This is a genomic window from Bradyrhizobium sp. 172 (assembly GCF_023101065.1).
Taxonomy (GTDB): Bacteria; Pseudomonadota; Alphaproteobacteria; order Rhizobiales; family Xanthobacteraceae; genus Bradyrhizobium; species Bradyrhizobium canariense_D.
The window spans coordinates 7,562,791-7,585,065 of the sequence record NZ_CP064701.1 but is presented as its reverse complement, the minus strand read 5'-3'; the positions used below and the strand labels follow the sequence as shown (position 1 = coordinate 7,585,065).

Genomic DNA, 22,275 nt, shown 5'->3' with positions numbered 1-22,275 from the left:
CGGGGTAATGGGTCCTGGCTTTCGCCAGGACGACGCTCTCCAACAATCGCGCCTAACATCAGAACAAATTAAGAACGCTTTAGCAAGTCTTTGATATATCATTGTGATTCGGCGTGTTGCCGACACCATATCTAGCGTCTGCCAGACTTCGCGAGGACTACATGTCCACCATTGCCTTCGATCAATTTGCCCTCACCAGGATCGCCGATTTCGCGCGCTCGCTGTCGCGGCTGCATCAGGCGGCGCGGCGCCACGCGGTCGACGACGACCAGTTCGACCGCGAGTTCAACGCGGTGTGCCAGTCGATCTGGGGCTACACCATCGACGACGTCAGCGACGATCTGTTTTCGGCGCAGGACCATCTGTTCCTCGACACGCTTGACGAAGCGCATGCGCGCATCTTCGCCGCCGAGCAGGGTTATGATCTCGTCGACGACCAAGGCATGCTCACCGACTGGTGGGGTTTTTGCTGGATGATTTTAGCCGAGAAGCGCGGCCTGCTCACGGCAGACAACCGCGCCGCCGCGCGCGCGGCGATCGAGGAGAAATATCTGGCGGCGCCGAACGTGATCGGCGTGATCATCGGACGGTGACCCACCATCCTCCGTCATTGCGAGGAGCCTCTTGCGACGAAGCAATCCAGAGTGCCTCCACGGAGCCAGACTGGATTGCTTCGCTTCCGCCTTCGCTCTTCGAGCTTCGGCGGACAAGTCGCTCGCAATGACGGCTTGGCTACAGACGAGCCTGAGCTAGTCCAGCCCAGCCCGCTTCGCCGGCTTTTGCGTTTTCGGCACCGTCACGTCGGGGAGCGTCTCGCGCACGATCTCCGCGGCAGGGGCATCCGCCGCCACCGTGTCGGCGCGCACCGGCGCCACCTTCATCTCGCCGAGCCGTGCGCGGACCTGCGCGGTGAGACCGGGATAGGAGGCGACCGGGGTGAAGTCCGCGGCCTGGTCGTTGCCGACGCGGATGCCGGTATAGGCGACGAGACCGTCGCTGGTGGCGATCACGTCGCCGGGCTTTAGCGACGAGTCCAGCGCCAGATCGACCGGAGCAAGGCCGACCGGCTCGCGGCCGTTGCAGGTGCAGTCGGCGCGCAGCGCCTTGCGATAGGCGAACGCGTTCTCGCTATCGGCATAGCGCTCGCCGGTCTGCGACGCCGCGCCGTCGATCGAGGAGCCGAAATAGATCTTGGTGGCGCTTGCAGGACAGAACGCCTGACACATCTGCGCGGGCGAGGTGAGACCGCGCATCAGCGGAAAATATTTGCCGTCGCAGCTGCGCACGCAGAACGCCGGTCCCGAGCCGCCGGCCGCAGCCGAACGTGTCGGCGGCACGTATGGCGGACTTGCGCCGTTCTGCTGGCCGGTGAATGGATCGGCGTAGGAGCTCGGCTGCTGCGGCACCTCACGCTGCGGCCGCTGCTGCTGCTGCATTCCGCCGAAGAAGAAGTCGAACAGGCCTTCGGCCGAAACCGGGGCCGGAGCCGCAACCAGCGGTGCTGCCAATGTGGCGGCTACGAGCATCGCGCGACGCCACCGGCGCGCATGGGACATGACTGTACGCAAACGCTTACTCCACCCGGCGCTACCCAACCGGCCGGGACCATCAGGTCTCAGCACATGATTCACCATAAGGCGGGATGGTAAATGAGCGGTTGAGGGGGGAGGAGCGGTGTCGCCGGACGGGTGGACCTCGTCCATGGCCGGGCTTGTCCCGGCCATCCAGGATCTCTGGTGCGGCAAAGACGTGGATGCCCGGTCAAGCCCGGGCACGACGGCGGAAAAAGTCTAGCCGCTCAAGCCTTCAAGAACTCCGACGCCTTGTACAGCGAGCGGAACGGCAGCCCGGCCGCGCCAAAGGTGTCGTCGGCGCCTTCCTCGCGGTCGACCATGGTCAGCACCAGCACCACTTCCGCGCCGGTCTCGCGCACCGCTTCCACGGCCTTCATCGCCGAGCCGCCGGTGGTGGTGACATCCTCGACGATCACGACGCGCTTGCCCTCCAGCGTCTCGCCCCTGGGCAGCCCCTCGATCGCAAGCTTCGCGCCATGCTCCTTCGGCTTCTTGCGCACGAAGAAGGCCGCGATGGGATGGCCCTTGATCCAGGAGATCTGCGCCAGCGCGCCGGCCAGCGGCACCGCGCCCATCTCAAGCCCGCCGATGAAATCGAGCTGGTCATCCTTCAGCGCCTCATAGGTCAACTCGGCGAGCAGGGTCGCACCCTCCGGGTCGAGCATGGTCGGCTTGAGGTTGAAGTAGAAGTCGCTCTTGCGGCCCGACGCGAGCGTCACCTCGCCGCGGCCGAAGGAGCGCCGGCGGATGATCTCGAACAGGCGGGCGCGGGAGGCTGATTTAGACACGGCGGGCCCTCGGGAGCATTTTTGGAGGTGGCGGAATTTATCCGCGACGGCCTCGACATTCCAGAGGGGGCTTCCCCCGTCAACAGGGATCGGCCATCCCGGGCGGCCGGTTGTGGGGGTGCAACGTTCTGGGGTAGGTGGATGCCGGATATCTCGGGCAAGAAAACCTGCAAGAAGGCTGGGCAAGGACACGCGACAAATGACCATCGAGCTGCACACCTGGAACACGCCGAACGGCCGCAAGATCTCGGTCGCGCTGGAGGAGATGGGGCTGCCCTACAAGGGGATCCCGGTGAATATCAGCAAGGGCGAACAGATGGCGCCGGAGTTCCTGAAGCTCTCACCCAACAACAAGATCCCCGCGATCGTCGATCCTGATGGCCCGGACGGCAAGCCCGTCAGCATCTTCGAGTCGGGTGCGATCCTGCTGTATCTCGGCGAAAAGACCGGCAAATTTCTGCCGAAATCGCTTTCGGGCCGCATTCCCGTTTATGAATGGTTGATGTGGCAGATGGGCGGTTTCGGGCCGATGCCGGGCCAGGTGCACCATTTCATCGCGCTCGAGAACGAGCAGGACCGCGCCTACGGCCTCAAGCGCTACATGGCCGAGACGCGACGGCTCTACGGCGTCCTCGACCGCCGGCTGGAGTCCAGCGATTTCGTCGCCGGCGAGCTCTCGATCGCCGATTTTGCCATCCTGGGCTGGGCCTGGCGTCACCCTCGCCACAAGGTTGACCTGGCCGACTTTCCCAACGTCAAGCGCTGGTACGAGGCCCTGATGGCCCGCCCGGCGGTGAAGCGGGGCATGGAGGCGAAGCTAGATTGATCTTTCTCTCCCTCTCCCCGCAAGCGGGGAGAGGGGAAAATCACACCTTCCGCGCTTCCACCGCCATCCGCACCGCAAGCCCGGCCAGCACCGTGCCCATCAGCCAACGCTGGACCAGCATCCAGCTTGGCCGGCTTGCGAGAAACAGCGCGATCGACCCGGCCGCGAGCGCGATCATCGCATTCACGCTGACACTGATCGCGATCTGGATCGCGCCGAGCACCACTGACTGCGCCAGCACGCTGCCGGCGGTGGGATCGATGAACTGCGGCAGCAGCGCGAGGTAAAGCATCGCGATCTTCGGGTTGAGCAGATTGGTGACGAACCCCATCGCGAACAATTTGCGCGGGCTGTCGATCGCAAGCTGCTTCACCTGGAACGGCGAGCGCCCGCCCGGCTTCACTGCCTGCCAGGCCAGCCACAACAGATAACCCGCGCCGGCAAAGCGCAGCGCGTCATAGGCGAAGGGAACGGCGAGCAGCAGCGCCGTGATGCCGAATGCCGCGCACAGCATGTAGAACAAGAAGCCGAGCGCCACGCCGCCGGGCGAGACGATGCCCGCCGCAGGCCCTTGCGTGATCGAACGCGAGATCAGGTAGATCATGTTCGGCCCGGGCGTGAGCACGAGGCCGAGGCAGACGAGAGCGAAGCCGAGCAGGGCGGAGGCGTGGGGCATGGCTGAACCGGTGCGGGAGACGGCACGGTTCTAATATGCGTGGCGCAGTGGGGCCATCGCGCAATTGCTCGGAGGACAATTCAGCTTGTGCGTGTGCCTTCGCCGGGGCGGTACCGTCCGATCAATGCGCCTCGTCCCAATTGTTCGCTGCGCGTGCATCGACATGCAGCGGCACCGAGAGCAGCACGGCCGGGAACGGCGCGTCCTGCATCACGTGCTGCACGACGGGGAGCGTCGCCTCGACCTCCGCGTCCGGTACCTCGAAGATCAATTCGTCATGCACCTGCAGCAGCATCTGCGCAGACAGTTTCTTCAGGACCAGGGCATCCTCCATCCGCGTCATGGCGCGGCGGATGATGTCGGCGGCGGTGCCCTGGAGCCGGGCGTTGATCGCGGCGCGCTCGTTGAAGGCGCGCACCGAGGCGTTCGAAGCCTTGATGTCGGGATAGTACATCTTCCGTCCGAACAGCGTGGTGACGTAGCCGTGGTTCCGGCAGAAGTCGCGCGTCTCGTCCATGTAGGCGCGGATGCCGGGGAAGCGTTCGAAGTATTTCTTGATGTAGGCGGAGGCCTCTTCGCGCGCGATGCCGAGCTGGTTGGCAAGGCCGAATGCCGAAATGCCGTAGATGATGCCGAAATTGATCGCCTTGGCCCGGCGCCGGATTTCGCTCGGCATGCCCTTGATCGGCACGCCGAACATTTCCGATGCCGTCATGGCGTGAATGTCCAGACCGTCGCGAAACGCCTGCTGCAGCACGGGAATGTCGGCGATCTCGGCGAGCAGCCGCAGCTCGATCTGTGAATAGTCGGCGGAGACCAGCTTGTGCCCTGGCGTTGCGATGAAGGCGCGCCGGATCTTGCGCCCGTCCTCAGTGCGCACCGGAATGTTCTGCAAATTCGGCTCGTTCGACGACAGTCGGCCCGTCGTGGTCGCGGCCAGCGCGTAGGTCGTGTGGACGCGGTGGGTCTGGGGATTGACGTAGGTCGGCAGCGCGTCGGTGTAGGTCGATTTCAGCTTAGAGACCTGGCGCCACTCCAGGATCTTCCGCGGGAGCTCGTGGCCCTGCTCGGCGAGTTCGTCGAGCACCTGAGCGGTGGTCGACCACGCGCCGGTCTTGGTCTTGGTGCCGCCCGACAGTCCCATCTTGCCGAACAGGATGTCGCCGATCTGCTTCGGGCTGCCGACATTGACCGGCTCGCCCGCGATCTGCTGGATCTCGGCTTCGACACGGGCCGCAGTCTGGGCGAAGTCGCCGGAGAGACGCGACAGCACCTGACGATCGATCGAGATGCCGCGCCGCTCCATGCGTGCGAGCACCGCGACCAGCGGGCGTTCCAGCGTCTCGTAGACCGTGGTCATGTGCTCGGCGATGAGGCGCGGCTTCAGCACGCGCCAGACGCGCAAGGTCACGTCGGCGCCTTCCGCCGACAGCGACGCGGCCTTGTCGATCGGCACCTGGTCGAACGTGATCTTGCCCTTGCCGCTGCCGAGCAGCTCGTTGTCTTTGAGCATCGCGTGACCGAACCAGCGCTCGGACAGTTGCTCCAGCGCGTGCGAGCCGCGGCCGGCATCGAGCACGTAGGAGATCAGCTGCGCATCATCGGTGTTGCGCAGTGTGATGCCGTGCTGCGCCAGCATCACCGCGGTGAATTTGACTTCGAAGCCGATCTTGAGAATGCCTGGTGATTCCAGCACCGGCCGCAACGCTTCGATCGCATCAGTGTGCTTGACCTGGTCGGGCGCGAGGCCCGCGTCGAACAGGCCGGCGCCGCCGCCGGACTGCTTGTGCGCCAGCGGCACGTAGCAGGCCTCGTTCGGCGCCAGCGCCAGCGCGATACCGCAGAGGTCGGCCTGCATCGGATCGATCGAGTTTCCCCGGATCTCGACCGCGACATGGCCGGCATCGTGAATGCGCGCGATGAACGCGTTCAATTCCGCGAGCGTCTTGATGGCCTGGTACTTGCTGCGGTCGACCGGAAGCTTGCGCAAAGCCTCTTCCCGCGCGGCGGCGAGCGAAATCGGCGCGCCCTTCGGACTCGCGGCCTTGTCCTCCTTGCTCGCCGAAGGGTTGCGCTGGCCCACCGGAACTTGCGCCGGCGCGCCGGGTCCCGGGGCCGGCACGACGTCCGAAGGCGGCAGCGGCGAGAAGACGCTGGCGCCGCTGGAATAGCCGGGATCTGCATCGACGTTGGCCGGGTCAATCTGCGAGAATTCGGCGACGCGGCGCGTCAGCGTGGAAAACTCCATCGCCTTCAGGAACGCGATCAGCTTGCGCGCATCGGGCTCGTGGACGGCGAGATCGTCCAACGGGACGTCGAGGTCGACCTTGTCGTCGAGCAATACGAGCTGCCGCGAGATGCGCGCCTTCTCGGCGTTCTCGATCAGCGCCTCGCGCCGCTTCGGCTGCTTGATTTCGGTGGCGCGGAACAGCAATTGCTCGAGATCGCCATATTCGACGATCAGCTGCGCCGCGGTCTTGATGCCGATGCCGGGCACGCCAGGAACGTTGTCGGTGGAATCGCCGGCCAGCGCCTGCACTTCCACCACCTTCTCCGGCGGCACGCCAAACTTCTCGATCACCTCGGGGATGCCAATGCGGCGGTCCTTCATGGTGTCGTACATGGTGACGCAGTCGGTGACGAGCTGCATCAGGTCCTTGTCGGAGGACACGATTGTCGCGCTTGCGCCGCGCTCGCAGGCTTGCCGTACATAGGTCGCAATCAAATCGTCGGCCTCGAAGCCCACCTGTTCCAGGCAAGGCAGGTCGAAGGCGCGCACCGCCTCGCGGATCAGCGAAAATTGCGGGATCAGATCGTCCGGGGCCGGCTGCCGGTGTGCCTTGTACTCAGGATAGATCTTGTTGCGGAAGGTGATTTCCGACTTGTCGAAAATGATCGCCAGATGGGTCGGCCGGTTGTCCTCGGGCATCTCGCGCAACAGCTTCCACAGCATGTTGCAGAAGCCGAGCACGGCATTGACCTGCAAGCCGTCGGACTTGCGGTTCATCGGCGGCAGCGCATGGTAGGCGCGGAAGATGTAGCCGGAACCGTCGACCAGGAAGACATGATCGCCCTTGCCGGCCGCCTTCGCGGCAACGGGCTTGGCAGCAGCTGTCGCAGCAGCGGGCTTGGTTTCGGCGGCCTTGGGCGCGGCAGCCTTGGTGTCAGCTTGGGCGGTGGTCTTTGGGGAGCTCTTGGGCATGGCCGCAATGTATGAATTTTTGCGGGATTTGACAGCCTTGGGAGGTGGATTTTTGGCTTGCGGATGCCGCTATCCCCACTGTCATTTCCCGCATCCCCCGCTGTCATTCCCCGCGACGGCGGGGAATCCAGTACGCTGCGGCTTCTCCGTATACGACTGCTGCCCTCTGGAATACTGGATCCCCGCCTTCGCGGGGATGACAGCAGAGTATCACTCCGCCGCCTGCAACACCGCGCTTGTCTTCTTCGGCGCGATCCAGAACGCATCGGGCCGCTCGAACAGGAAGTTGCCGCCAAGGCGCAGTGCGATCTGCCAGATTGCGAGCGAGCCGATCACGCCGGCGATGGTCACGATCAGCGACACCGCACCGATGTCGGGAATGATGCCCGTGCGCAAGAGCAGCGTCCGTGTCGCCGCCATCGGCAGGAAGAAGGCGAGATAGATCACGATCGAATGCTCGCCGCAGAAGCGGAAGACATTCAGCCATTGCACGCGCGCGAGCAGCGTGCCCATCGTGATGATGGCGCAGGCGCCGGCGAAGCCGAGCACGAGCGATACGATTTTCCATTCGCTGGCGCCGAGCGCAACGAGCCCGGCATTGACCAGCACCCATGTCGCGAGCGCTGTCAGCGCCCATGCGGGATGATTGCGCGCGCGGTCCGACAGCGCGAACACGTAGGGCGCGAACAGATAGCCCGAATAGAAATAGATGAAGCGCGCGCAGAACTCGTCGATCGCGGTCCAGCCGGTCGAAATGCGCGCCGTCTCCAGCGCGGCCGCGACGAGCCATATCGCGGGCTGCGGCATGCGCCGTGTCAGTTTTGTGACGACGAAGAAGATCGGCAGGAGGTAGATGAACCATAGCGTGCCGAACGGCTCGACGAAGGATTCCAGATATAGCAATCCGGCGTCGCGCCAGCTCGTTTCCGCTGCGAATGCGGGGGCCTTGAAGCCGAACTGGATTGTCACCCAGACGACATAGAAATAGGCGAAATGCACCATCTTGCGGTCGAGATAGGTTCGCCAGTCCCGGTCGATCACCAGTGACAGGAACAGACCCGAAATCAGGAAGAAATCCGGCATCCGGAATGGCTTCGCGAAGGCCACCAAAACATGCATGAAACCGGTCTCGCCGGCGGCAAGCTCGACCCCCAGCACCGAATGCATCATCACGACCATGACGATGCAGATGCCCTTGGCGTAATCGACCCAATCGACGCGCGCAGCAGCCGGGGCCTTGAGTCCCCCGCTCGCGGCGATTGTGCCTGATGGTGCCATGGTGTCTCTTTTCGAGGCGTGTTCCGCCAGCATCTGTGTGAACGCGGAGCAGTTTGCCGCCTTGCGGCTTACGATTTCTTTACTGGTACAATTGCTGTGCCGTTTTTTGCACGCGGGCTGTTCCCTCACCCCGGGAAAATGCTAAACCGCCGTGGAATTGGGGTTTTGTTAACCAAGCCAAACAGGGTTTTTCATGCGCATTGCTATGATCGGCACGGGCTATGTGGGACTGGTGTCCGGAGCCTGCTTTGCGGATTTCGGCCACGACGTCATCTGCGTCGACAAGGACGAGAAGAAGATCGCGGCCCTTCATCGCGGCGAGATCCCGATCTACGAGCCTGGGCTCGACGAGCTGGTGGCGACCAACGTCAAGGCCAAGCGGCTGGAGTTCACCACCGATTTGTCCAAGCCGGTTGCGGATGCCGATGCTGTCTTCATCGCGGTCGGCACGCCGTCGCGCCGCGGCGACGGCCATGCTGATCTGTCCTACGTCTATGCCGCTGCGAAAGAGATCGCGCAGTCGCTGTCCGGCTTCACCGTCGTCGTGACCAAGTCGACCGTTCCGGTCGGCACCGGCGACGAGGTCGAGCGCATCATCGGCGAGACCAATCCCAAAGCCGACGTCGTCGTCGCCTCGAATCCCGAATTCCTGCGCGAGGGCGCGGCGATCCGCGACTTCAAATTCCCCGACCGCATCGTCGTCGGCACCTCCGACGAGCGCGGCCGCAAGGTGATGAGCGATATCTATCGTCCGCTGTCGCTGAACCAGGCGCCGCTGATGTTCACGGAACGCCGCACCGCCGAGATGATCAAATACGCCGCCAACGCCTTCCTCGCGACCAAGATCACCTTCATCAACGAGATCGCGGACCTCTCCGAAAAGGTCGGCGCCAACGTGCAGGAGGTCGCGCGCGGCATTGGCCTGGACAACCGCATCGGCACCAAGTTCCTGCACGCCGGTCCGGGCTTCGGCGGCTCCTGCTTCCCAAAGGACACCAAGGCGCTGATCAAGATCGCGCAGGACTACGACGTGAGCTTGCGCATCGTCGAATCCGTGCTCGCGGTCAACGAGAACCGCAAGCGGGCGATGGCGCGAAAAGTGAGCCAGGCGCTCGGCGGTTCGCTGCGCGGCAAGACCATCGCCGTGCTCGGGCTCACCTTCAAGCCCGACACCGACGACATGCGCGACGCGCCGTCGATCCCGCTGGTGACCGGCCTGATCGACATGGGCGCGAAGGTGAAGGCCTTCGATCCCGTCGGCATGGAGCAGGCGAAGACTGAGCTGCCCAGCATCACTTATTGCGAAGACGCCTATTCCTGCGCGGAAGGCGCCGATGCGATCGTGATCGTCACCGAATGGGTGCAGTTCCGTGCGCTCGACCTCGACCGGCTGAAGGCAACCATGGCACAGCCCGTCATTGTCGACTTGCGCAACATCTACCGCCCCGAGGAGATGGCTGCGGCCGGCTTCGTCTATGAGAGTGTTGGACGGCCGCCGGTGCAGGGCTAGCGATCCGACCTCGCAACGATTCCGTCATGGCCGGGCTTGTCCCGGCCATCCACGTCTGTTTTCTAGTGTGACGACGTGGATGCCCGGCGACTTCCGTGCGAAGACGCGCTTCGCGCTTTTTGCTCGGGCGTGACGAATGGACAGGCCTTGCCCCTCAGTTTCGACACGCCCCTCCCGATCGATGCCGTGCTCGACGACCTCTCGCGCACGCTGGAGGCGCATCATGCCGCCGTGCTGGTGGCCCCTCCTGGCGCCGGCAAGACCACGCGCGTGCCACTGGCGCTGCTCGATGCCCCCTGGGCCAAAGGCAAGAAGATCATCGTGCTGGAGCCGCGGCGCATCGCGGCGCGCGCCAGCGCCGACCGCATGGCCAAATCACTCGGCGAACGCGCCGGCGAGACTGTCGGCTATCGCGTCCGCTTCGGCTCGAAGATCTCGCGCGCGACCCGCATCGAGGTGGTGACGGAGGGCATCTTCACCCGCCAGATTCTCGACGATCCCGAACTGTCGGGCATCGCCGCCGTGCTGTTCGACGAATTCCACGAGCGCTCGCTCGATGCCGACATGGGCCTGGCGCTGGCGCGCGACGCGCAGCTGGGCTTGCGCGAGGATTTGCGCATCCTCGTGATGTCGGCAACGCTCGATGGCGCCCGCGTGGCAAAATTGCTGGGCGAAGCGCCCGTCGTCGAAAGCGAGGGCCGCGCCTTTCCGGTCGAGACGCGCTATCTCGGCCGCAAGGCTGACGCGCCGATCGAGCGGCAGATGGCGGATGCGATCGCCTCGGCGCTGCGGGCCGATGCCGGCTCGGTGCTGGCGTTCCTGCCGGGCGCCGCCGAAATCCGCCGCACCCAGAATTTCCTCGCCGAACGCATACACGATTCCAGCATTGAAATCGTGCCGCTGTTTGGCGCGCTCGACGCCGCCGTGCAGGATCGTGCCATCTCGCCGGCGCCCAAGGGCACGCGCAAGGTGGTGCTGGCGACCTCGATCGCGGAGACCTCGCTCACCATCGAGGGCGTGCGCATCGTGGTCGATTCCGGTCTCGCCCGCGTGCCGCGCTACGAGCCCGACATCGGCTTGACCCGGCTCGAGACCGTGCGCGTCTCCCGCGCGGCGGCGGACCAGCGCCGCGGCCGCGCCGGCCGCACCGAGCCCGGTGTCTGCTACCGGCTCTGGGACGAACCTCAGACAGCCTCGCTAGCGCCCTACACCCAGCCCGAGATCCTCAGCGCCGATCTGTCCTCGCTGGTGCTCGATCTCGCGCAATGGGGCGTCGCCGATCCTGCCGCGCTGTCGTTTCTCGACCCGCCGCCGCAGCCGGCCTGGAAGGAAGCAAAAAGCCTGCTCTCCGAGCTCAACGCGCTCGATGGCGATGGCCGCATCACCGCGGAGGGCAAGAGCCTGCGCGCGCTGGCGCTGCCGCCGCGGCTCGCGCGCATGATCGTGGATTCGCACCGTGCCGGCGAAGGCGAGGCCGCCGCCGAGATCGCGGCCATCATCACCGAGCGCGGGCTCGGCGGCGACAGCGTCGATCTCGAGCACCGGCGCGATCAGTTCCGCCGCGACCGTTCCCCGCGTGCCGCAAGCGCGCGCGACCTCGCCCGGCGCTGGGCTTCGCAGGTGGCGGCGTCAGAGAAGGCGGCGACCGCAGAAGGTGACCTCTCGACCGGCCTGATGCTCGCCTACGCCTTCCCGGATCGCGTCGCGCGCAACCGCGGCAATGGCAGCTTCGTGCTCGCCAACGGCCGGGGTGCTGCGGTGGATCAGACCTCGTCGCTCGCGCGCACGCCTTATATCGCGGTCGGCGAGATGACCGGCACGGCGGCGAGCGGGCGCATTCTGCTCGCGGCGCAAATCTCGCAGGACGAGATCGAGCGGCATTTCGCCGAGCATATCGAATCCGTCGAGGAGATCTCGTTCGATCGCGGCGCGATGGCGCTGCGGGCGCGGCGCAAGCGCGCGCTGCACGCGATCACGCTCTCCGAGGCGACGCTCGCCGTGTCGCCCTCGGGGGACACTGCGCGCATCTTCGCCGACGGGTTGATCGCCGCCGGACTCGACCGGCTGCCCTGGTCGAAGGTAGCCAAACAATGGCGCGATCGCGTGATGTTTTTGCGCAGGGCCGAAGGCGACAGCTGGCCCGATCTCTCGGACGACGGATTGATCGCGCGGCGCGACGATTGGCTGGTGCCGGCGCTCTACGACATGATCGCGCTGAAGGATATTTCCGCCGGCGATCTCTCCGACGCGTTGATGGCTTTGTTGCCGTGGGAGATGCGCGCGCGGCTCGACCGCGAGGCGCCGACGCATTTCGAGGCCCCGACCGGCAGCGTGCTCGCGATCGACTATGAAGCCGAGCAGGGGCCGACCATCGCGGTGCGGCTGCAGGAATTGTTCGGCCTCAACACCCATCCCTCGATCGCCGCCGGCAAGGTGCCGCTGGTGCTGGAACTGCTGTCGCCGGCGCAGCGCCCGGTGCAGGTGACGCGCGATCTCCCCGGTTTCTGGCGCGGCAGCTACAGTGCCGTGCGGTCCGATTTGCGCGGCCGCTACCCGCGCCATCCCTGGCCGGAAGATCCGGCGAATGCGCTGCCGACCCGGCGGGTCAAGCCGCGCGGGACGTGAGGCGCAAGAAGACCCTCATGGTGGGGAGCGCGGCCCGCCCTTCACGGGCATCCTTCGAGACCCGCTCCTATGGAGCGCTCGTTAATCCAAGCACGGCACCGACCTCTAGCTGCCGCCGGAGTGGGGCTGTTTATCGCGGTAAATGGCGGCTCTGAGTTCGTCAATGAGTTATCATTTATGCGCTGCGGAGGCGCTCCGAACGAGCAAAAGCGTCACAAGCTCTCAGGATGAGGGTCTCACAAAATTGCATTCTGCCCGGAAATCGCTATTTTCCGCGGCCCGGAGGCCCCTTAGATGTCTGTTATCGATCTTGCCGCGAATCCGAGCGATCTGCGTGCGCTCGCCGAACAGTCCAACGCCTGGCCGTTCGAGCAGGCGAAGGCCATTGTCGCGCGGCTGAAGAAAAGCCCGAAGGACGAGGTGCTGTTCGAGACCGGCTACGGGCCATCAGGCCTGCCGCATATCGGCACCTTCGGCGAGGTCGCGCGCACCTCGATGGTGCGGCACGCTTTTCATGTGCTGACCGAGAACAAGATCAAGACCCGCCTGCTCGCGTTCTCCGACGACATGGACGGGTTTCGGAAAGTGCCCGACAACGTCCCCAACAAGGAGATGCTGGCCGCGCATCTCGGCAAGCCGCTGACGCGGGTGCCGGATCCGTTCTCCAACGAATACCCGTCGTTCGGGCACCACAACAATGCGCGGCTGCGCGCCTTCCTCGATCATTTCGGCTTCGACTACGAATTCGCGAGCTCGACCGACTATTACACGTCCGGCCGTTTCGACGCGACGCTGCTCAAAATGCTCGCGGCCTACGACAAGGTGATGGCGATCATCCTGCCGACGCTCGGTCCCGACCGCCGCGCGACCTATTCGCCGTTCCTCCCCATCAGCAAGACCACGGGTGTCGTGCTGCAGGTGCCGATGATCCGCCGCGACGTTGCGGCCGGCACGGTGACCTACCTCGATCCCGATACCAACCAGGAAGTCGAGACGCCGGTCACCGGCGGCAACGTCAAGTGCCAATGGAAGGCCGATTGGGCGATGCGCTGGGTCGCGCTCGGCGTCGATTACGAGATGGCCGGCAAGGACCTGATCGACTCGGTCAAACTCTCCGGCGCGATCGCCAGGGCGCTCGGCGCCACGCCGCCGGAGGGCTTCAACTACGAGCTCTTCCTCGATGACAAGGGCCAGAAGATCTCGAAGTCGAAGGGCAATGGGCTGACCATCGACGAATGGCTGCGCTACGCCTCGCCGGAATCGCTGTCGCTGTTCATGTATCGCGAGCCGAAGGCGGCCAAGCGGCTGTATTTCGACGTCATCCCGCGCAATGTCGACGACTACCAGCAGTTCATCGACGGCTTTGCGAAGCAGGACGCCAGGCAGCAGCTCGGCAATCCGGTCTGGCATGTCCACAATGGCCATCCGCCGAAGTTCGACATGCCCGTCACGTTCCAGCTCCTGCTGACGCTGGTGTCGTCGTCGAATGCGGAGAATGCCGAGACACTGTGGGGTTTCATTGGTCGCTACCGACCCGGTGTGAGCCCGCAGACGCATCCCAAGCTCGACGCGATGGTCGGCTATGCCATCAACTATTATCGCGACTTCGTCGCGCCGACGAAGACGTTCCGCGAACCGACCGAGACCGAGCGCGCGGCGCTGCAGGATTTGCGGGATGCATTATCGCAGCTTCCGCAGGACGCCTCGGCCGAGGACATCCAGAACGTCGTCTACGAGATCGGCCGCCGCGAGCCGTTCCTCGACCAGGTCAAGAAGGGCAAGGACGGCCGTCCGGGCGTGACGCTCGACTGGTTCAACATGCTCTACCAGGTGCTGCTCGGCCAGGAAAAGGGCCCGCGCTTCGGCTCCTTTGTCGCGGTGTATGGCGTGCAGAACGCGGTCAACATGATCGACGGCGCGCTGGCGCGGAGTGCGTGAGGGCTACGGAACTGAGTTGTAGGCGCGACCTATCTCCCCGATTCGTCCTGGCGAAAGCCAGGACCCATAGCCACCGCCGGATGTGGTTACGGAGACTCGGAGTGGCCAATTGGTGCCACAACTTCTCCCGAGGTAATGGGTCCTGGCTTTCGCCAGGACGACACCGAGGCCTCACTGGCTTGCCCACACGATCCGCGCGATCCACACCACCTCGCTCGCCGCCATCCTGCGTTCGGCCTGCGTCGCATCGAGCGGCTGCAAATCCAGAGCCTTTGCGGTGCGGCGCTTCAGCGTCGCCACCGTCAGCTCGCCCGCGTTGGTCTTCACCACCACGCGATCGCCTTTGTGGATCGGCGCGCCGGGCGCGACCAGGATGATGTCGCCGTCGCGATAGGCGGGCGCAAGCGCTTCGCCGGACATCTGCAGCGCGAAGCTATGGTTGCCCTCGAAGGCGGGAAGGGCAAATTCGGTCCAGCCCTTGCCGACGGGAAAGCCGGACTCGTCGAAGGCGCCGCTCGCGCCCGCCAGTGCGAAGCCGAGCAGCGGCACCGAACGGCCGCCGCCTGCCTCGTCGCCGACCAGCCTGGCAAAAATGTCGATCGACGAATCTGCCGCCGCCAGCGCTTTCGCGATCGATTCGGTCGAGGGCCAGCGCTCGCGGCCGTCGGAGGTAACGCGCTTGGACTTGTTGAAGGTGGTGGGATCGAGCCCGGCGCGCTTGGCGAGGCCGGACGGCGACAGGCCGGCACGCGCCGCCAGCCGATCCAGCGCGCCCCAGATCTGGTCGTGGGTGAGCATCCTCTGCGCTTTGGCCTGCCTGACCATGGAAGGTCCAGCCCGTCGCAACTCAGGAAAACTATCCTCAAATCAATCGGTTTTCCGTTTTCGGTGCAAGAGGCGGCGTCTAAGTCTTGAGTTCGGCAGGGGTGGCCTTTACGGTCCCGCCCGGGATTTAACGACCCACGAGAGACGAAAATCCCCAGGAGACTCAAAGAGCTGTCTCCCCGGGCAAACAGGGCTGCGTAAGCGGTGGTCAAGATCTACAAAATCTGTCCGGCCTCGGCCTGGCGCGAGGCGGAACGGCAGGGCGTTTATCGCGGCAGCGCGGACGATTCGCGCGACGGATTCATCCATTTCTCGACCGCCGCCCAGGTTCCCGAGACCCTGCAGAAGCATTATGTCGGGCAGCGCGCGCTGTTCCTGGTCGAGGTCGACGGCGATGCGCTCGGCAGCGCGTTGCGCTGGGAGCGCTCGCGCAATGAGGAGCTGTTTCCGCATCTCTATGGCGAGCTCGATCTCGGCGCGGTGATGGCTGTGATGAACCTCAACACGCGCTCCGACGGCGGCCACGATGTTCCGGAGCTTGCCCCGTGATCCGCGCTTTCGACGCTCTCTCGCTGCCGGTGCTGCGTTGGCTCGATCCGGAGGATGCGCATCGCCTCGCGATCCAGGGCCTGCGCTTCCTGCCGCCGGGCAAGCCGCACGCTGACGATCCCAAGCTTGCGGTGCGTGCGTTCGGGCTCAACTTCCCCAATCCGATCGGCATGGCCGCGGGCTTCGACAAGAGCGCCGAAGTGCCGGATGCGCTGCTGCGGCTCGGCTTCGGCTTCGTCGAGATCGGCTCGGTGACGCCGAAGCCGCAAAGCGGCAATCCGCGACCGCGGCTGTTTCGTCTGGAGCGCGACGAGGCCGTGATCAACCGCATGGGCTTCAACAATGACGGTGCGGAGACAGCCCTGCGCCGGCTTGCGGCGCGCGCGCAGCACGGCGGCATCGTCGGCGTCAATGTCGGCGCCAACAAGGATTCGCCCGATCGGGTCAATGATTACGTCAAGCTGATCGAGACCTTTGCGCCGGTCGCGAGCTATTTCACCGTCAACGTCTCCTCGCCGAACACGCCGGGCCTGCGCAATCTGCAGGAAGGCGCGCTGCTCGACGATCTCCTCGCCAGGGTGATCGACGCGCGCCAGCGGGTGCGCGAGAGCGCCGGCGACACGCCGGTGCTGCTCAAGATCGCGCCGGATTTGAGCCTCGCCCAGCTCGACGACGTCGTGCAGGTCGCGCGCTCGCGCCGGGTCGATGGCATGATCGTATCGAACACCACGATCGCGCGGCCGAGTACGCTGCGCGAGGAGATGCGCGCCAAGGAGCAGGGCGGCCTGTCCGGCCGGCCGCTGTTCCGGCTGTCGACGCGGATGGTCGCGGAGACCTATGTGCGCGTCGAGGGCGCATTCCCCCTGATCGGTGTCGGGGGGGTGGACTCGGGCGGCGCCGCGCTGACGAAGATCCGCGCCGGCGCGAGCCTGATCCAGCTCTATTCGTCGCTGGTCTACAAGGGCCTCGGCATCGTCGACGAGATCAAGCGTGACCTCGCCTCGACCCTATTGCGGACGGGGCGGGATTCTCTCTCCGAGATCGTCGGCTCCGACGCCGCCACGCTGACGGCGGAAGACTGGCCGGGGATGTAGGCGGTCTCGTGCCCCGAGCGCAGCGCAGCACGTTAGTGATGCACTGCTGAACCGGGGCCCACGCTCGCGGCATTCTGGGTCCCGGCTCCGCGCAGCAGCGTTTCACCCTGCAGCGTGTCCGGGACACGAGAGCTACGACCTCGAAAACGTCTTCCTGTACAGCGCCGGATAGCGCGCGGCCTGCAAGCCGCCGCGCGAGACGTAGGAGGCGATCAGCGCGCTCCACAGCCCGGCATTGCCGAACGATTGCAGCGCCCAACATGTGGCGAGGAAGATCGCGAGCGAGGCCAGCATCAGATTGCGCATCTCACGCGCCCAGGTCGCGCCGATATAGATGCCGTCGAAGCCGAAGGCGAACACGCCGGGAATCGGCGCGAGCACGACGAACGGCAGGAATTCCCGCGCGCCGCGACGGACGCTTTCGCTCGCCGTCATGAAATCGATTAAGTTCGGCCCGAATACCGCGAATAGCGCGGACACGACCAGCGCGAAGCCGAGCCCCCATAGCAGCACCAGCCGGGTCGAATCAGCAAATCCCCTGGCGTCGCGTGCGCCGAGCGTACGGCCGCAAAGCTGCTGGGCTGCGTTCGCTAGACCATCGAGAAAGAAGGCGCTGACCAGCAGAAAATTGTTGAGCACGGAATTCGCGGCCAGCGTGACGTCGCCGGCCCGCGCGCCCTTGGCGGTGAAGAACAAGAACACGGCGATCAGCGCCGCGGTACGGATCAGGATGTCGGAATTCACGGCCAGCAGCCGCATCAGCTTGGCCCGGTCGAACAGCTCTGCGTACGGCACCGCGAACCCACCGTCCGCATAGCGGCGGCAGACGATCATGCCGAGGCCGAATCCGGCCGCTTCAGACAGCAGCGCTGCGATCGCAGCACCTGCGATCCCGGTGTCGTAGACCAGCACCAGCAGGATCGTCGCCGCCGCGTTGACGAGATTGATGACGATTTGGAGCGCGAGCGCCGGGTTGGCGCGAGCCTGGCCGACCAGCCAGCCCAGGATAACATAATTGACGAGCGCCAGCGGCGCCGACCAGATCCGGATCACGAAGTAGGTTTTCGCCGCGCGCGTGACGCCTTCGCTGCCGCCCATCAGGTCGAACAGCACGGTGGCCAGCGGCAGTTGCAGCGCGATCAGTGCTACGCCGATCAAGCCGGCGACGATGAAGCCGCGCACCAGGATCGCGGTCAGCTCGCGCGTCTCGCCGGCGCCGAGCGCCTGCGCCGTGAAGGCGAGCGTGCTCATGCGCAGGAAACCGAACAGCCAGAACAGGCAATCGAAGATGACGGACGCGATGGCGACGCCGCCGAGCAGCGCGGCGTCGTCCAGCCGTCCGATCGCGGTGGTCGAGACCACGCCGATCAGTGGCGTGGTGAGGTTGGCGACCATCGCCGGGCCTGCGATGGCGAAGACCTGACGGGAACCGATCTTCAAGTGAACGGGTGCGTGCATGTCAGAACACGAGCACCATGCCGTCTTCGGCGGCGAGATGGGCGATGTCGTCGAGGCGCGACAGCACGTCTTCGCTCATATGGGTGAGCACGAGGCGTTTTGCGCCGATTTCGGGAAGGTGCTGTTCCAAGGTCGTCAGGCTGAGGTGATTCTTGACCACCTTCTCGTACATATAGGCTTCGGCGATGAAAAGGTCGGCGCCATGCGCCAGCGGAATGAGCGTCTCCGTCCATTCGGTATCGGCGCTGTAGGCCAGCGTGCGACCCTCGGCTTCGACGCGATAAGCGAGGAACGGTCCACCGGATTCGCCGTGCACGACGGGATAGGGCGTCACCGTCACCGCGCCGAAGCTTTGGCTCTGCTCGGGCGCGAGCTCGACGACGGACAGCTCGAAGCGCTGTTTCGTCTTCGAGGAGTGCTCGAACAGAGCCTCCATCACCTCACGCAGCCGCGTCTCGATGCCTTTGGGGCCGGCGATCGTGAGCGGCCGCGTCCGCCGCGAGAATTGTGCGTCGAGCAGGACAAACGGCAGCCCGGCAAAATGGTCGCCGTGGAAATGCGTGATCAGGATGAGATCGATCTCATTGCGGTCGATCTCCAGCCGCTTCAGTGCCGGCAAAGCCGACGCGCCGCAATCGATCAGGAAGTTGGCTTCGCGCCCCGAGACGTGGAAGCAGGTATTGAGCCTGCCGCCGGATCCGAAGGCGTCGCCGCAGCCGACAAAGCGCAATTGCATCGGCCGCCAGCTCCAAATCCTTTACCTGCGTGGCGCGCCGAAAACGCGCATCAGCAGCCAGATCGGAATCACGATGACAGCGCCGAGCAGGAAGTAGCGCCACAGCCAGTTCACGGTATCGAAGCCGAGATCCCACAAACGCTGGAACAGAAGACGAATGCTTAAGATGATATTCCAGGGGTCGAAGCCGATCGCCGCCAGCACGACGCCGACGAGGATCGAGAGCAGCACCAGGCGAAACGCGACCGCCAGCGGCGAGCCGCCGAGAAAGCGGTGCAGGCCGTCACTGCGGCCGGCCGGCAAATCTCTGACGTCGTGGGCCATCTCAAACTCCTCAGGGGATTCGACCTATCATAGGGCAAGGCGGGGACATGGGGAACCTGTGAGGGGGCGTCAATCGGCTTACGGGATTTTAATTCGGGCAAGCACACGCCCGGGGCTTCTTAAGCCTCAACCTCGGCCGCCTCCGCTTTCAGCATCTTTTCCAGCGTTTCCAGCCGGTCGGCCTCCCGCGGCGGCTTGTCCCAGCGCAGCCGGCTGATGCGGGGAAAGCGCATCGCGACGCCGGATTTGTGCCGTGGTGAGCGCTGCAGCCCCTCGAAGGCGACCTCCAGCACCAGCCCCTTGTCTGGCTCGTGCACGACGTGGCGGACGGGGCCGAATTTTTCGGTGGTATTGCGACGCACGAAGCGGTCGATCTGGAGCAGCTCCTCGTCCGTGAAGCCGAAATAGGCTTTTCCGACCGGCACCAGTTCGTCACTGCCCGGCCCTGCGGTCCAAACGCCGAAGGTGTAGTCGGAATAGTAGGACGAGCGCTTGCCGTGGCCGCGCTGCGCATACATCAGCACGGCGTCGATGATGTGCGGATCGCGCTTCCATTTCCACCATTGTCCCTTCGGCCGCCCCGGCAGATAGGGTGCGTCGCGCCGCTTCAGCATCACGCCTTCGACGGCGTCCGCGTCCTCGCCCGCACCAGCGCTGGCGGGATCGGCGCGTGCTGCGGTCAGCGCCTCCCAGCTTGCGAAGGCGACGGTGGGCGACAGATCGATGCGGGGATCGTCGAGCTTACCGATGAAGGTCTCCAGCCGTTCGCGCCGCTCCGCGAAAGGCAGCTCGCGCAAATCGTTCTCGTCGTCGCCGAGCAGATCGTAGGCGCGCAGATGAATCGGAAATTCCTTGATCAGCTTCGGAGACACGACCTTGCGGTTGAGCCGCTGCTGCAGAAAATTGAAACTTTGCACGCGCCCTTCGCGCAGGATCAGAAGCTCGCCGTCGATGGCGCCGGGCAGCCGCAGCGACGGCACGAGGTCCGGAAAGCTCCCGGTGATGTCCTCGCCGGTGCGCGAATAGAGCCGAGCGGTGATGTGGCCGTGCTCGTCGCGGCCGGCCACCGCCTGCACGCGGATGCCGTCCCATTTCCATTCGGCGATGTAGTCGGCGGGATCGAGTGCAGCGAAATCGGTGTCCTCGATCGCATGCGCCAGCATGACAGGACGGAACGGCGCGGGATCGCGATTGACTGGCTTGTCGCCGCGGCCTTCCAGCCAGGCGAACAGGTCGAGATAAGGCGGCGCGAGACCGGGCCAGATCAGCTCGACCTCATGCGGGTCCTTGTCGCCGAGCGCGGCGGCCGCGGTCTTTGCCAGGCGCGCGGAGATGCCGATGCGCAACGCGCCGGTGACGAGCTTCAACAGCGCCCAGCGGCCGGTCTCATCCAATTCGTCGAGCCAGCGCTCGAGCTGCTTCGGCAGCTCGGTCTTGCCGAGGGTGCGCAGGGTGGTGACCACCTCGGTGAGGGTTGGGGGAGGTGGGTTGTTGTGGACACCCACGGCCTTCGGCCACATCAGCGCGATTGTCTCGGAGAGATCGCCTACATAGTCCCAGGATAGGCCGAACAAGACCGGGTCAGTTCGCTGGGCGATAAGATCGCGCAGCAGAGAAGGTTTTGCGTGCTTGAAACTCAGCGCACCGGTCAGCGCGGCCAGCGCGTAGCCGCGATCGGGATCGGCGACCTCGCGAAAATAACTCGTGATCAGCCGCAGCTTGTTGTTGCGGCCGGGTTCGTAGGCGAGGCGGTCGAGAAGTTCGGCGAAGCGGTTCATGCTTCGGCCTCGTCAGCGAGCGGCGTCTCGGTCTCCTCCTCGTCGCCATAGCCGACGAGATCGAGCGGCCGCGACCGCAAACCCTTGCTTTGGCACCAATGCACCAGCGCGTCTTCCTGGCCATGGGTAACCCAGATCTCGCCGGCACCGGTCGCGGCGATCGTGGCGGTGAGGCCGTCCCAATCGGCGTGATCCGAGATCACCAGCGGCAGCTCGATGCCGCGTTGCCGCGCGCGGGCGCGCACCCGCATCCAGCCAGAGGCGAATGCCGTGACGGGATCGGGAAACCGGCGGGTCCAGAGATCGGATGTTGCAGAGGGCGGCGCCAGCGTGATGGTGCCGGCGAGCGCCGCCTTCTTGACGCCCTTCGCCGGCCGCAACTCGCCGAGCTCGATTCCGCGGCTCTGATAGTAATGCGTGATCTTCTCCATCGCGCCATGCAGATAGATCGGCGCGTCGTAACCCGCTTGGCGCAGCAGAGCGATCACGCGCTGCGCCTTGCCAAGCGAATAGGCGCCGACGAGATGCGCGCGCTCCGGAAATAGCGCCACCGACGCCAGCAGCTTCTTGACCTCGTCGGCCGCATCGCCATGGCGAAACACCGGCAGGCCGAACGTTGCCTCGGTGATGAAGACGTCGCAGCGTACGAGCTCGAACGGCGTGCAGGTCGGGTCGGGCGCATCCTTGTAGTCGCCGGAGGCGACGATGCAGGTGTCCTTGCAGGTGACCGCGACCTGCGCCGAACCGAGCACATGGCCGGCCGGGTGAAACTTCGCGCTGACGTCGCCGAGCCGGATCTCCTCGCCATAGTGGATTGCTTGGGTGGAGCCGGCAAAATTCTCGCCATAGCGCAGCCGCATCATGTCCAGCGTTTCCTGCGTCGCCAGCACCGCGCCGTGGCCGGCGCGGGCATGGTCGGAATGGCCGTGGGTGATCACGGCCCGCTCGACCGGCCGGACGGGGTCGATATGGAAGCCGCCCGGCTTACAGCATAGGCCGGCGGCAACTGGCAGCAGGATGTCTTGCGGACGCATGCCTGTTATATAGGTCGCGACCCCGCATCTTCGAGTCATCACCGCTTCGTTCCCTGGTTC

General features: G+C 65.1%; 18 protein-coding genes. 7 read left to right on the top strand and 11 right to left on the bottom strand.

Going from position 1 to position 22,275, the window contains the following annotated elements:
- Positions 1–161: 161 nt before the first annotated feature.
- Positions 162–593, top strand: coding sequence for a hypothetical protein (locus IVB07_RS35960; protein ID WP_018460048.1), 432 nt, complete (start codon positions 162–164; stop codon positions 591–593).
- A gap of 156 nt (positions 594–749) precedes the next feature.
- Here IVB07_RS35960 and IVB07_RS35955 read toward each other — a convergent pair whose 3' ends face one another.
- Together IVB07_RS35955 and pyrE are read right to left on the bottom strand one after the other, a co-directional pair.
- The gene (locus tag IVB07_RS35955; protein ID WP_083926594.1) at positions 750–1,526 is read right to left on the bottom strand and encodes a DUF2865 domain-containing protein; all 777 of its coding nucleotides are present in this window, start codon (positions 1,524–1,526) and stop codon (positions 750–752) included.
- A gap of 272 nt (positions 1,527–1,798) precedes the next feature.
- Positions 1,799–2,362: an orotate phosphoribosyltransferase gene (gene pyrE, locus IVB07_RS35950; RefSeq protein ID WP_018460046.1), complete on the bottom strand. Its 564-nt coding sequence runs from the start codon at positions 2,360–2,362 to the stop codon at positions 1,799–1,801.
- A gap of 199 nt (positions 2,363–2,561) precedes the next feature.
- Between pyrE and IVB07_RS35945 the strand changes: the two genes are divergently transcribed.
- Entirely contained in the window at positions 2,562–3,188 is a 627-nt protein-coding gene (locus IVB07_RS35945; RefSeq protein WP_018460045.1) for a glutathione S-transferase family protein, read from the top strand.
- Positions 3,189–3,228: 40 nt separating this feature from the next.
- Here the strand turns inward: IVB07_RS35945 and IVB07_RS35940 are convergent, their stop codons facing one another.
- The 3 genes from IVB07_RS35940 to IVB07_RS35930 form a co-directional block, all read right to left on the bottom strand.
- Positions 3,229–3,864 carry a LysE family translocator gene (locus IVB07_RS35940; protein WP_247364187.1) on the bottom strand — a complete coding sequence of 212 codons (636 nt, stop codon included), beginning with the start codon at positions 3,862–3,864 and terminating at the stop codon, positions 3,229–3,231.
- A 121-nt stretch (positions 3,865–3,985) separates the two neighbouring features.
- Positions 3,986–7,066, bottom strand: coding sequence for a DNA polymerase I (gene polA, locus IVB07_RS35935; RefSeq protein WP_018460043.1), 3,081 nt, complete (start codon positions 7,064–7,066; stop codon positions 3,986–3,988).
- A 210-nt stretch (positions 7,067–7,276) separates the two neighbouring features.
- On the bottom strand, positions 7,277–8,344 hold the full coding sequence (locus IVB07_RS35930) for an acyltransferase family protein (RefSeq protein ID WP_026233930.1): 1,068 nt from the start codon (positions 8,342–8,344) through the stop codon (positions 7,277–7,279).
- A 193-nt stretch (positions 8,345–8,537) separates the two neighbouring features.
- On the opposite strand from IVB07_RS35930, the gene IVB07_RS35925 reads away from it, so the two are divergent.
- The 3 genes from IVB07_RS35925 (at position 8,538) to IVB07_RS35915 (ending at position 14,417) form a co-directional block, all read left to right on the top strand.
- On the top strand, positions 8,538–9,854 hold the full coding sequence (locus IVB07_RS35925) for a UDP-glucose/GDP-mannose dehydrogenase family protein (protein ID WP_018460041.1): 1,317 nt from the start codon (positions 8,538–8,540) through the stop codon (positions 9,852–9,854).
- Positions 9,855–10,001: 147 nt separating this feature from the next.
- A complete protein-coding gene (hrpB, locus tag IVB07_RS35920; RefSeq protein WP_026233929.1) occupies positions 10,002–12,479 on the top strand; it encodes an ATP-dependent helicase HrpB in 2,478 nt (825 codons plus the stop codon).
- A 294-nt stretch (positions 12,480–12,773) separates the two neighbouring features.
- Positions 12,774–14,417 (top strand): lysine--tRNA ligase, encoded by a 1,644-nt coding sequence (locus tag IVB07_RS35915; RefSeq protein ID WP_018460039.1) that lies wholly within the window; start codon positions 12,774–12,776, stop codon positions 14,415–14,417.
- A 171-nt stretch (positions 14,418–14,588) separates the two neighbouring features.
- Here the strand turns inward: IVB07_RS35915 and IVB07_RS35910 are convergent, their stop codons facing one another.
- Positions 14,589–15,242, bottom strand: coding sequence for a helix-turn-helix transcriptional regulator (locus IVB07_RS35910; RefSeq protein WP_018460038.1), 654 nt, complete (start codon positions 15,240–15,242; stop codon positions 14,589–14,591).
- 204 nt (positions 15,243–15,446) lie between these two features.
- On the opposite strand from IVB07_RS35910, the gene IVB07_RS35905 reads away from it, so the two are divergent.
- Complete coding sequence (locus tag IVB07_RS35905) at positions 15,447–15,791, top strand: DUF952 domain-containing protein (RefSeq protein ID WP_018460037.1); 345 nt, start codon at positions 15,447–15,449, stop codon at positions 15,789–15,791.
- Positions 15,788–16,885 (top strand): quinone-dependent dihydroorotate dehydrogenase, encoded by a 1,098-nt coding sequence (locus IVB07_RS35900; RefSeq protein WP_018460036.1) that lies wholly within the window; start codon positions 15,788–15,790, stop codon positions 16,883–16,885. The genes IVB07_RS35905 and IVB07_RS35900 overlap by 4 nt, the downstream gene beginning before the upstream one ends.
- Positions 16,886–17,017: 132 nt before the next feature.
- On the opposite strand, the gene IVB07_RS35895 is transcribed toward IVB07_RS35900, so the two are convergent.
- The 5 genes from IVB07_RS35895 to IVB07_RS35875 all read right to left on the bottom strand — a co-directional run bounded on the left by IVB07_RS35895 (position 17,018) and on the right by IVB07_RS35875 (position 22,215).
- Entirely contained in the window at positions 17,018–18,343 is a 1,326-nt protein-coding gene (locus tag IVB07_RS35895; protein ID WP_026233928.1) for an MATE family efflux transporter, read from the bottom strand.
- A gap of 1 nt (position 18,344) precedes the next feature.
- Positions 18,345–19,079 (bottom strand): MBL fold metallo-hydrolase, encoded by a 735-nt coding sequence (locus IVB07_RS35890; RefSeq protein WP_018460034.1) that lies wholly within the window; start codon positions 19,077–19,079, stop codon positions 18,345–18,347.
- Positions 19,080–19,100: 21 nt separating this feature from the next.
- Complete coding sequence (locus IVB07_RS35885; protein WP_018460033.1) at positions 19,101–19,403, bottom strand: DUF6460 domain-containing protein; 303 nt, start codon at positions 19,401–19,403, stop codon at positions 19,101–19,103.
- 119 nt (positions 19,404–19,522) lie between these two features.
- Complete coding sequence (locus IVB07_RS35880) at positions 19,523–21,181, bottom strand: ATP-dependent DNA ligase (protein ID WP_018460032.1); 1,659 nt, start codon at positions 21,179–21,181, stop codon at positions 19,523–19,525.
- On the bottom strand, positions 21,178–22,215 hold the full coding sequence (locus tag IVB07_RS35875; RefSeq protein ID WP_018460031.1) for a ligase-associated DNA damage response exonuclease: 1,038 nt from the start codon (positions 22,213–22,215) through the stop codon (positions 21,178–21,180). Before IVB07_RS35875 ends, IVB07_RS35880 begins: the two co-directional genes overlap by 4 nt.
- Positions 22,216–22,275 lie beyond the last annotated feature (60 nt).

Bases quoted from the DNA above. Each gene is read 5' to 3' on its own strand.
- IVB07_RS35960 (WP_018460048.1), top strand. From the start codon at position 162: ATGTCCACCATTGCCTTCGATCAATTTGCCCTCACCAGGATCGCCGAT.
- IVB07_RS35955 (WP_083926594.1), bottom strand. From the start codon at position 1,526: ATGCTCGTAGCCGCCACATTGGCAGCACCGCTGGTTGCGGCTCCGGCC.
- IVB07_RS35945 (WP_018460045.1), top strand. From the start codon at position 2,562: ATGACCATCGAGCTGCACACCTGGAACACGCCGAACGGCCGCAAGATC.
- IVB07_RS35940 (WP_247364187.1), bottom strand. From the start codon at position 3,864: ATGCCCCACGCCTCCGCCCTGCTCGGCTTCGCTCTCGTCTGCCTCGGC.
- polA (WP_018460043.1), bottom strand. From the start codon at position 7,066: ATGCCCAAGAGCTCCCCAAAGACCACCGCCCAAGCTGACACCAAGGCT.
- IVB07_RS35930 (WP_026233930.1), bottom strand. From the start codon at position 8,344: ATGGCACCATCAGGCACAATCGCCGCGAGCGGGGGACTCAAGGCCCCG.
- IVB07_RS35925 (WP_018460041.1), top strand. From the start codon at position 8,538: ATGCGCATTGCTATGATCGGCACGGGCTATGTGGGACTGGTGTCCGGA.
- IVB07_RS35915 (WP_018460039.1), top strand. From the start codon at position 12,774: ATGTCTGTTATCGATCTTGCCGCGAATCCGAGCGATCTGCGTGCGCTC.
- IVB07_RS35910 (WP_018460038.1), bottom strand. From the start codon at position 15,242: ATGGTCAGGCAGGCCAAAGCGCAGAGGATGCTCACCCACGACCAGATC.
- IVB07_RS35895 (WP_026233928.1), bottom strand. From the start codon at position 18,343: ATGCACGCACCCGTTCACTTGAAGATCGGTTCCCGTCAGGTCTTCGCC.
- IVB07_RS35890 (WP_018460034.1), bottom strand. From the start codon at position 19,079: ATGCAATTGCGCTTTGTCGGCTGCGGCGACGCCTTCGGATCCGGCGGC.
- IVB07_RS35885 (WP_018460033.1), bottom strand. From the start codon at position 19,403: ATGGCCCACGACGTCAGAGATTTGCCGGCCGGCCGCAGTGACGGCCTG.
- IVB07_RS35880 (WP_018460032.1), bottom strand. From the start codon at position 21,181: ATGAACCGCTTCGCCGAACTTCTCGACCGCCTCGCCTACGAACCCGGC.
- IVB07_RS35875 (WP_018460031.1), bottom strand. From the start codon at position 22,215: ATGCGTCCGCAAGACATCCTGCTGCCAGTTGCCGCCGGCCTATGCTGT.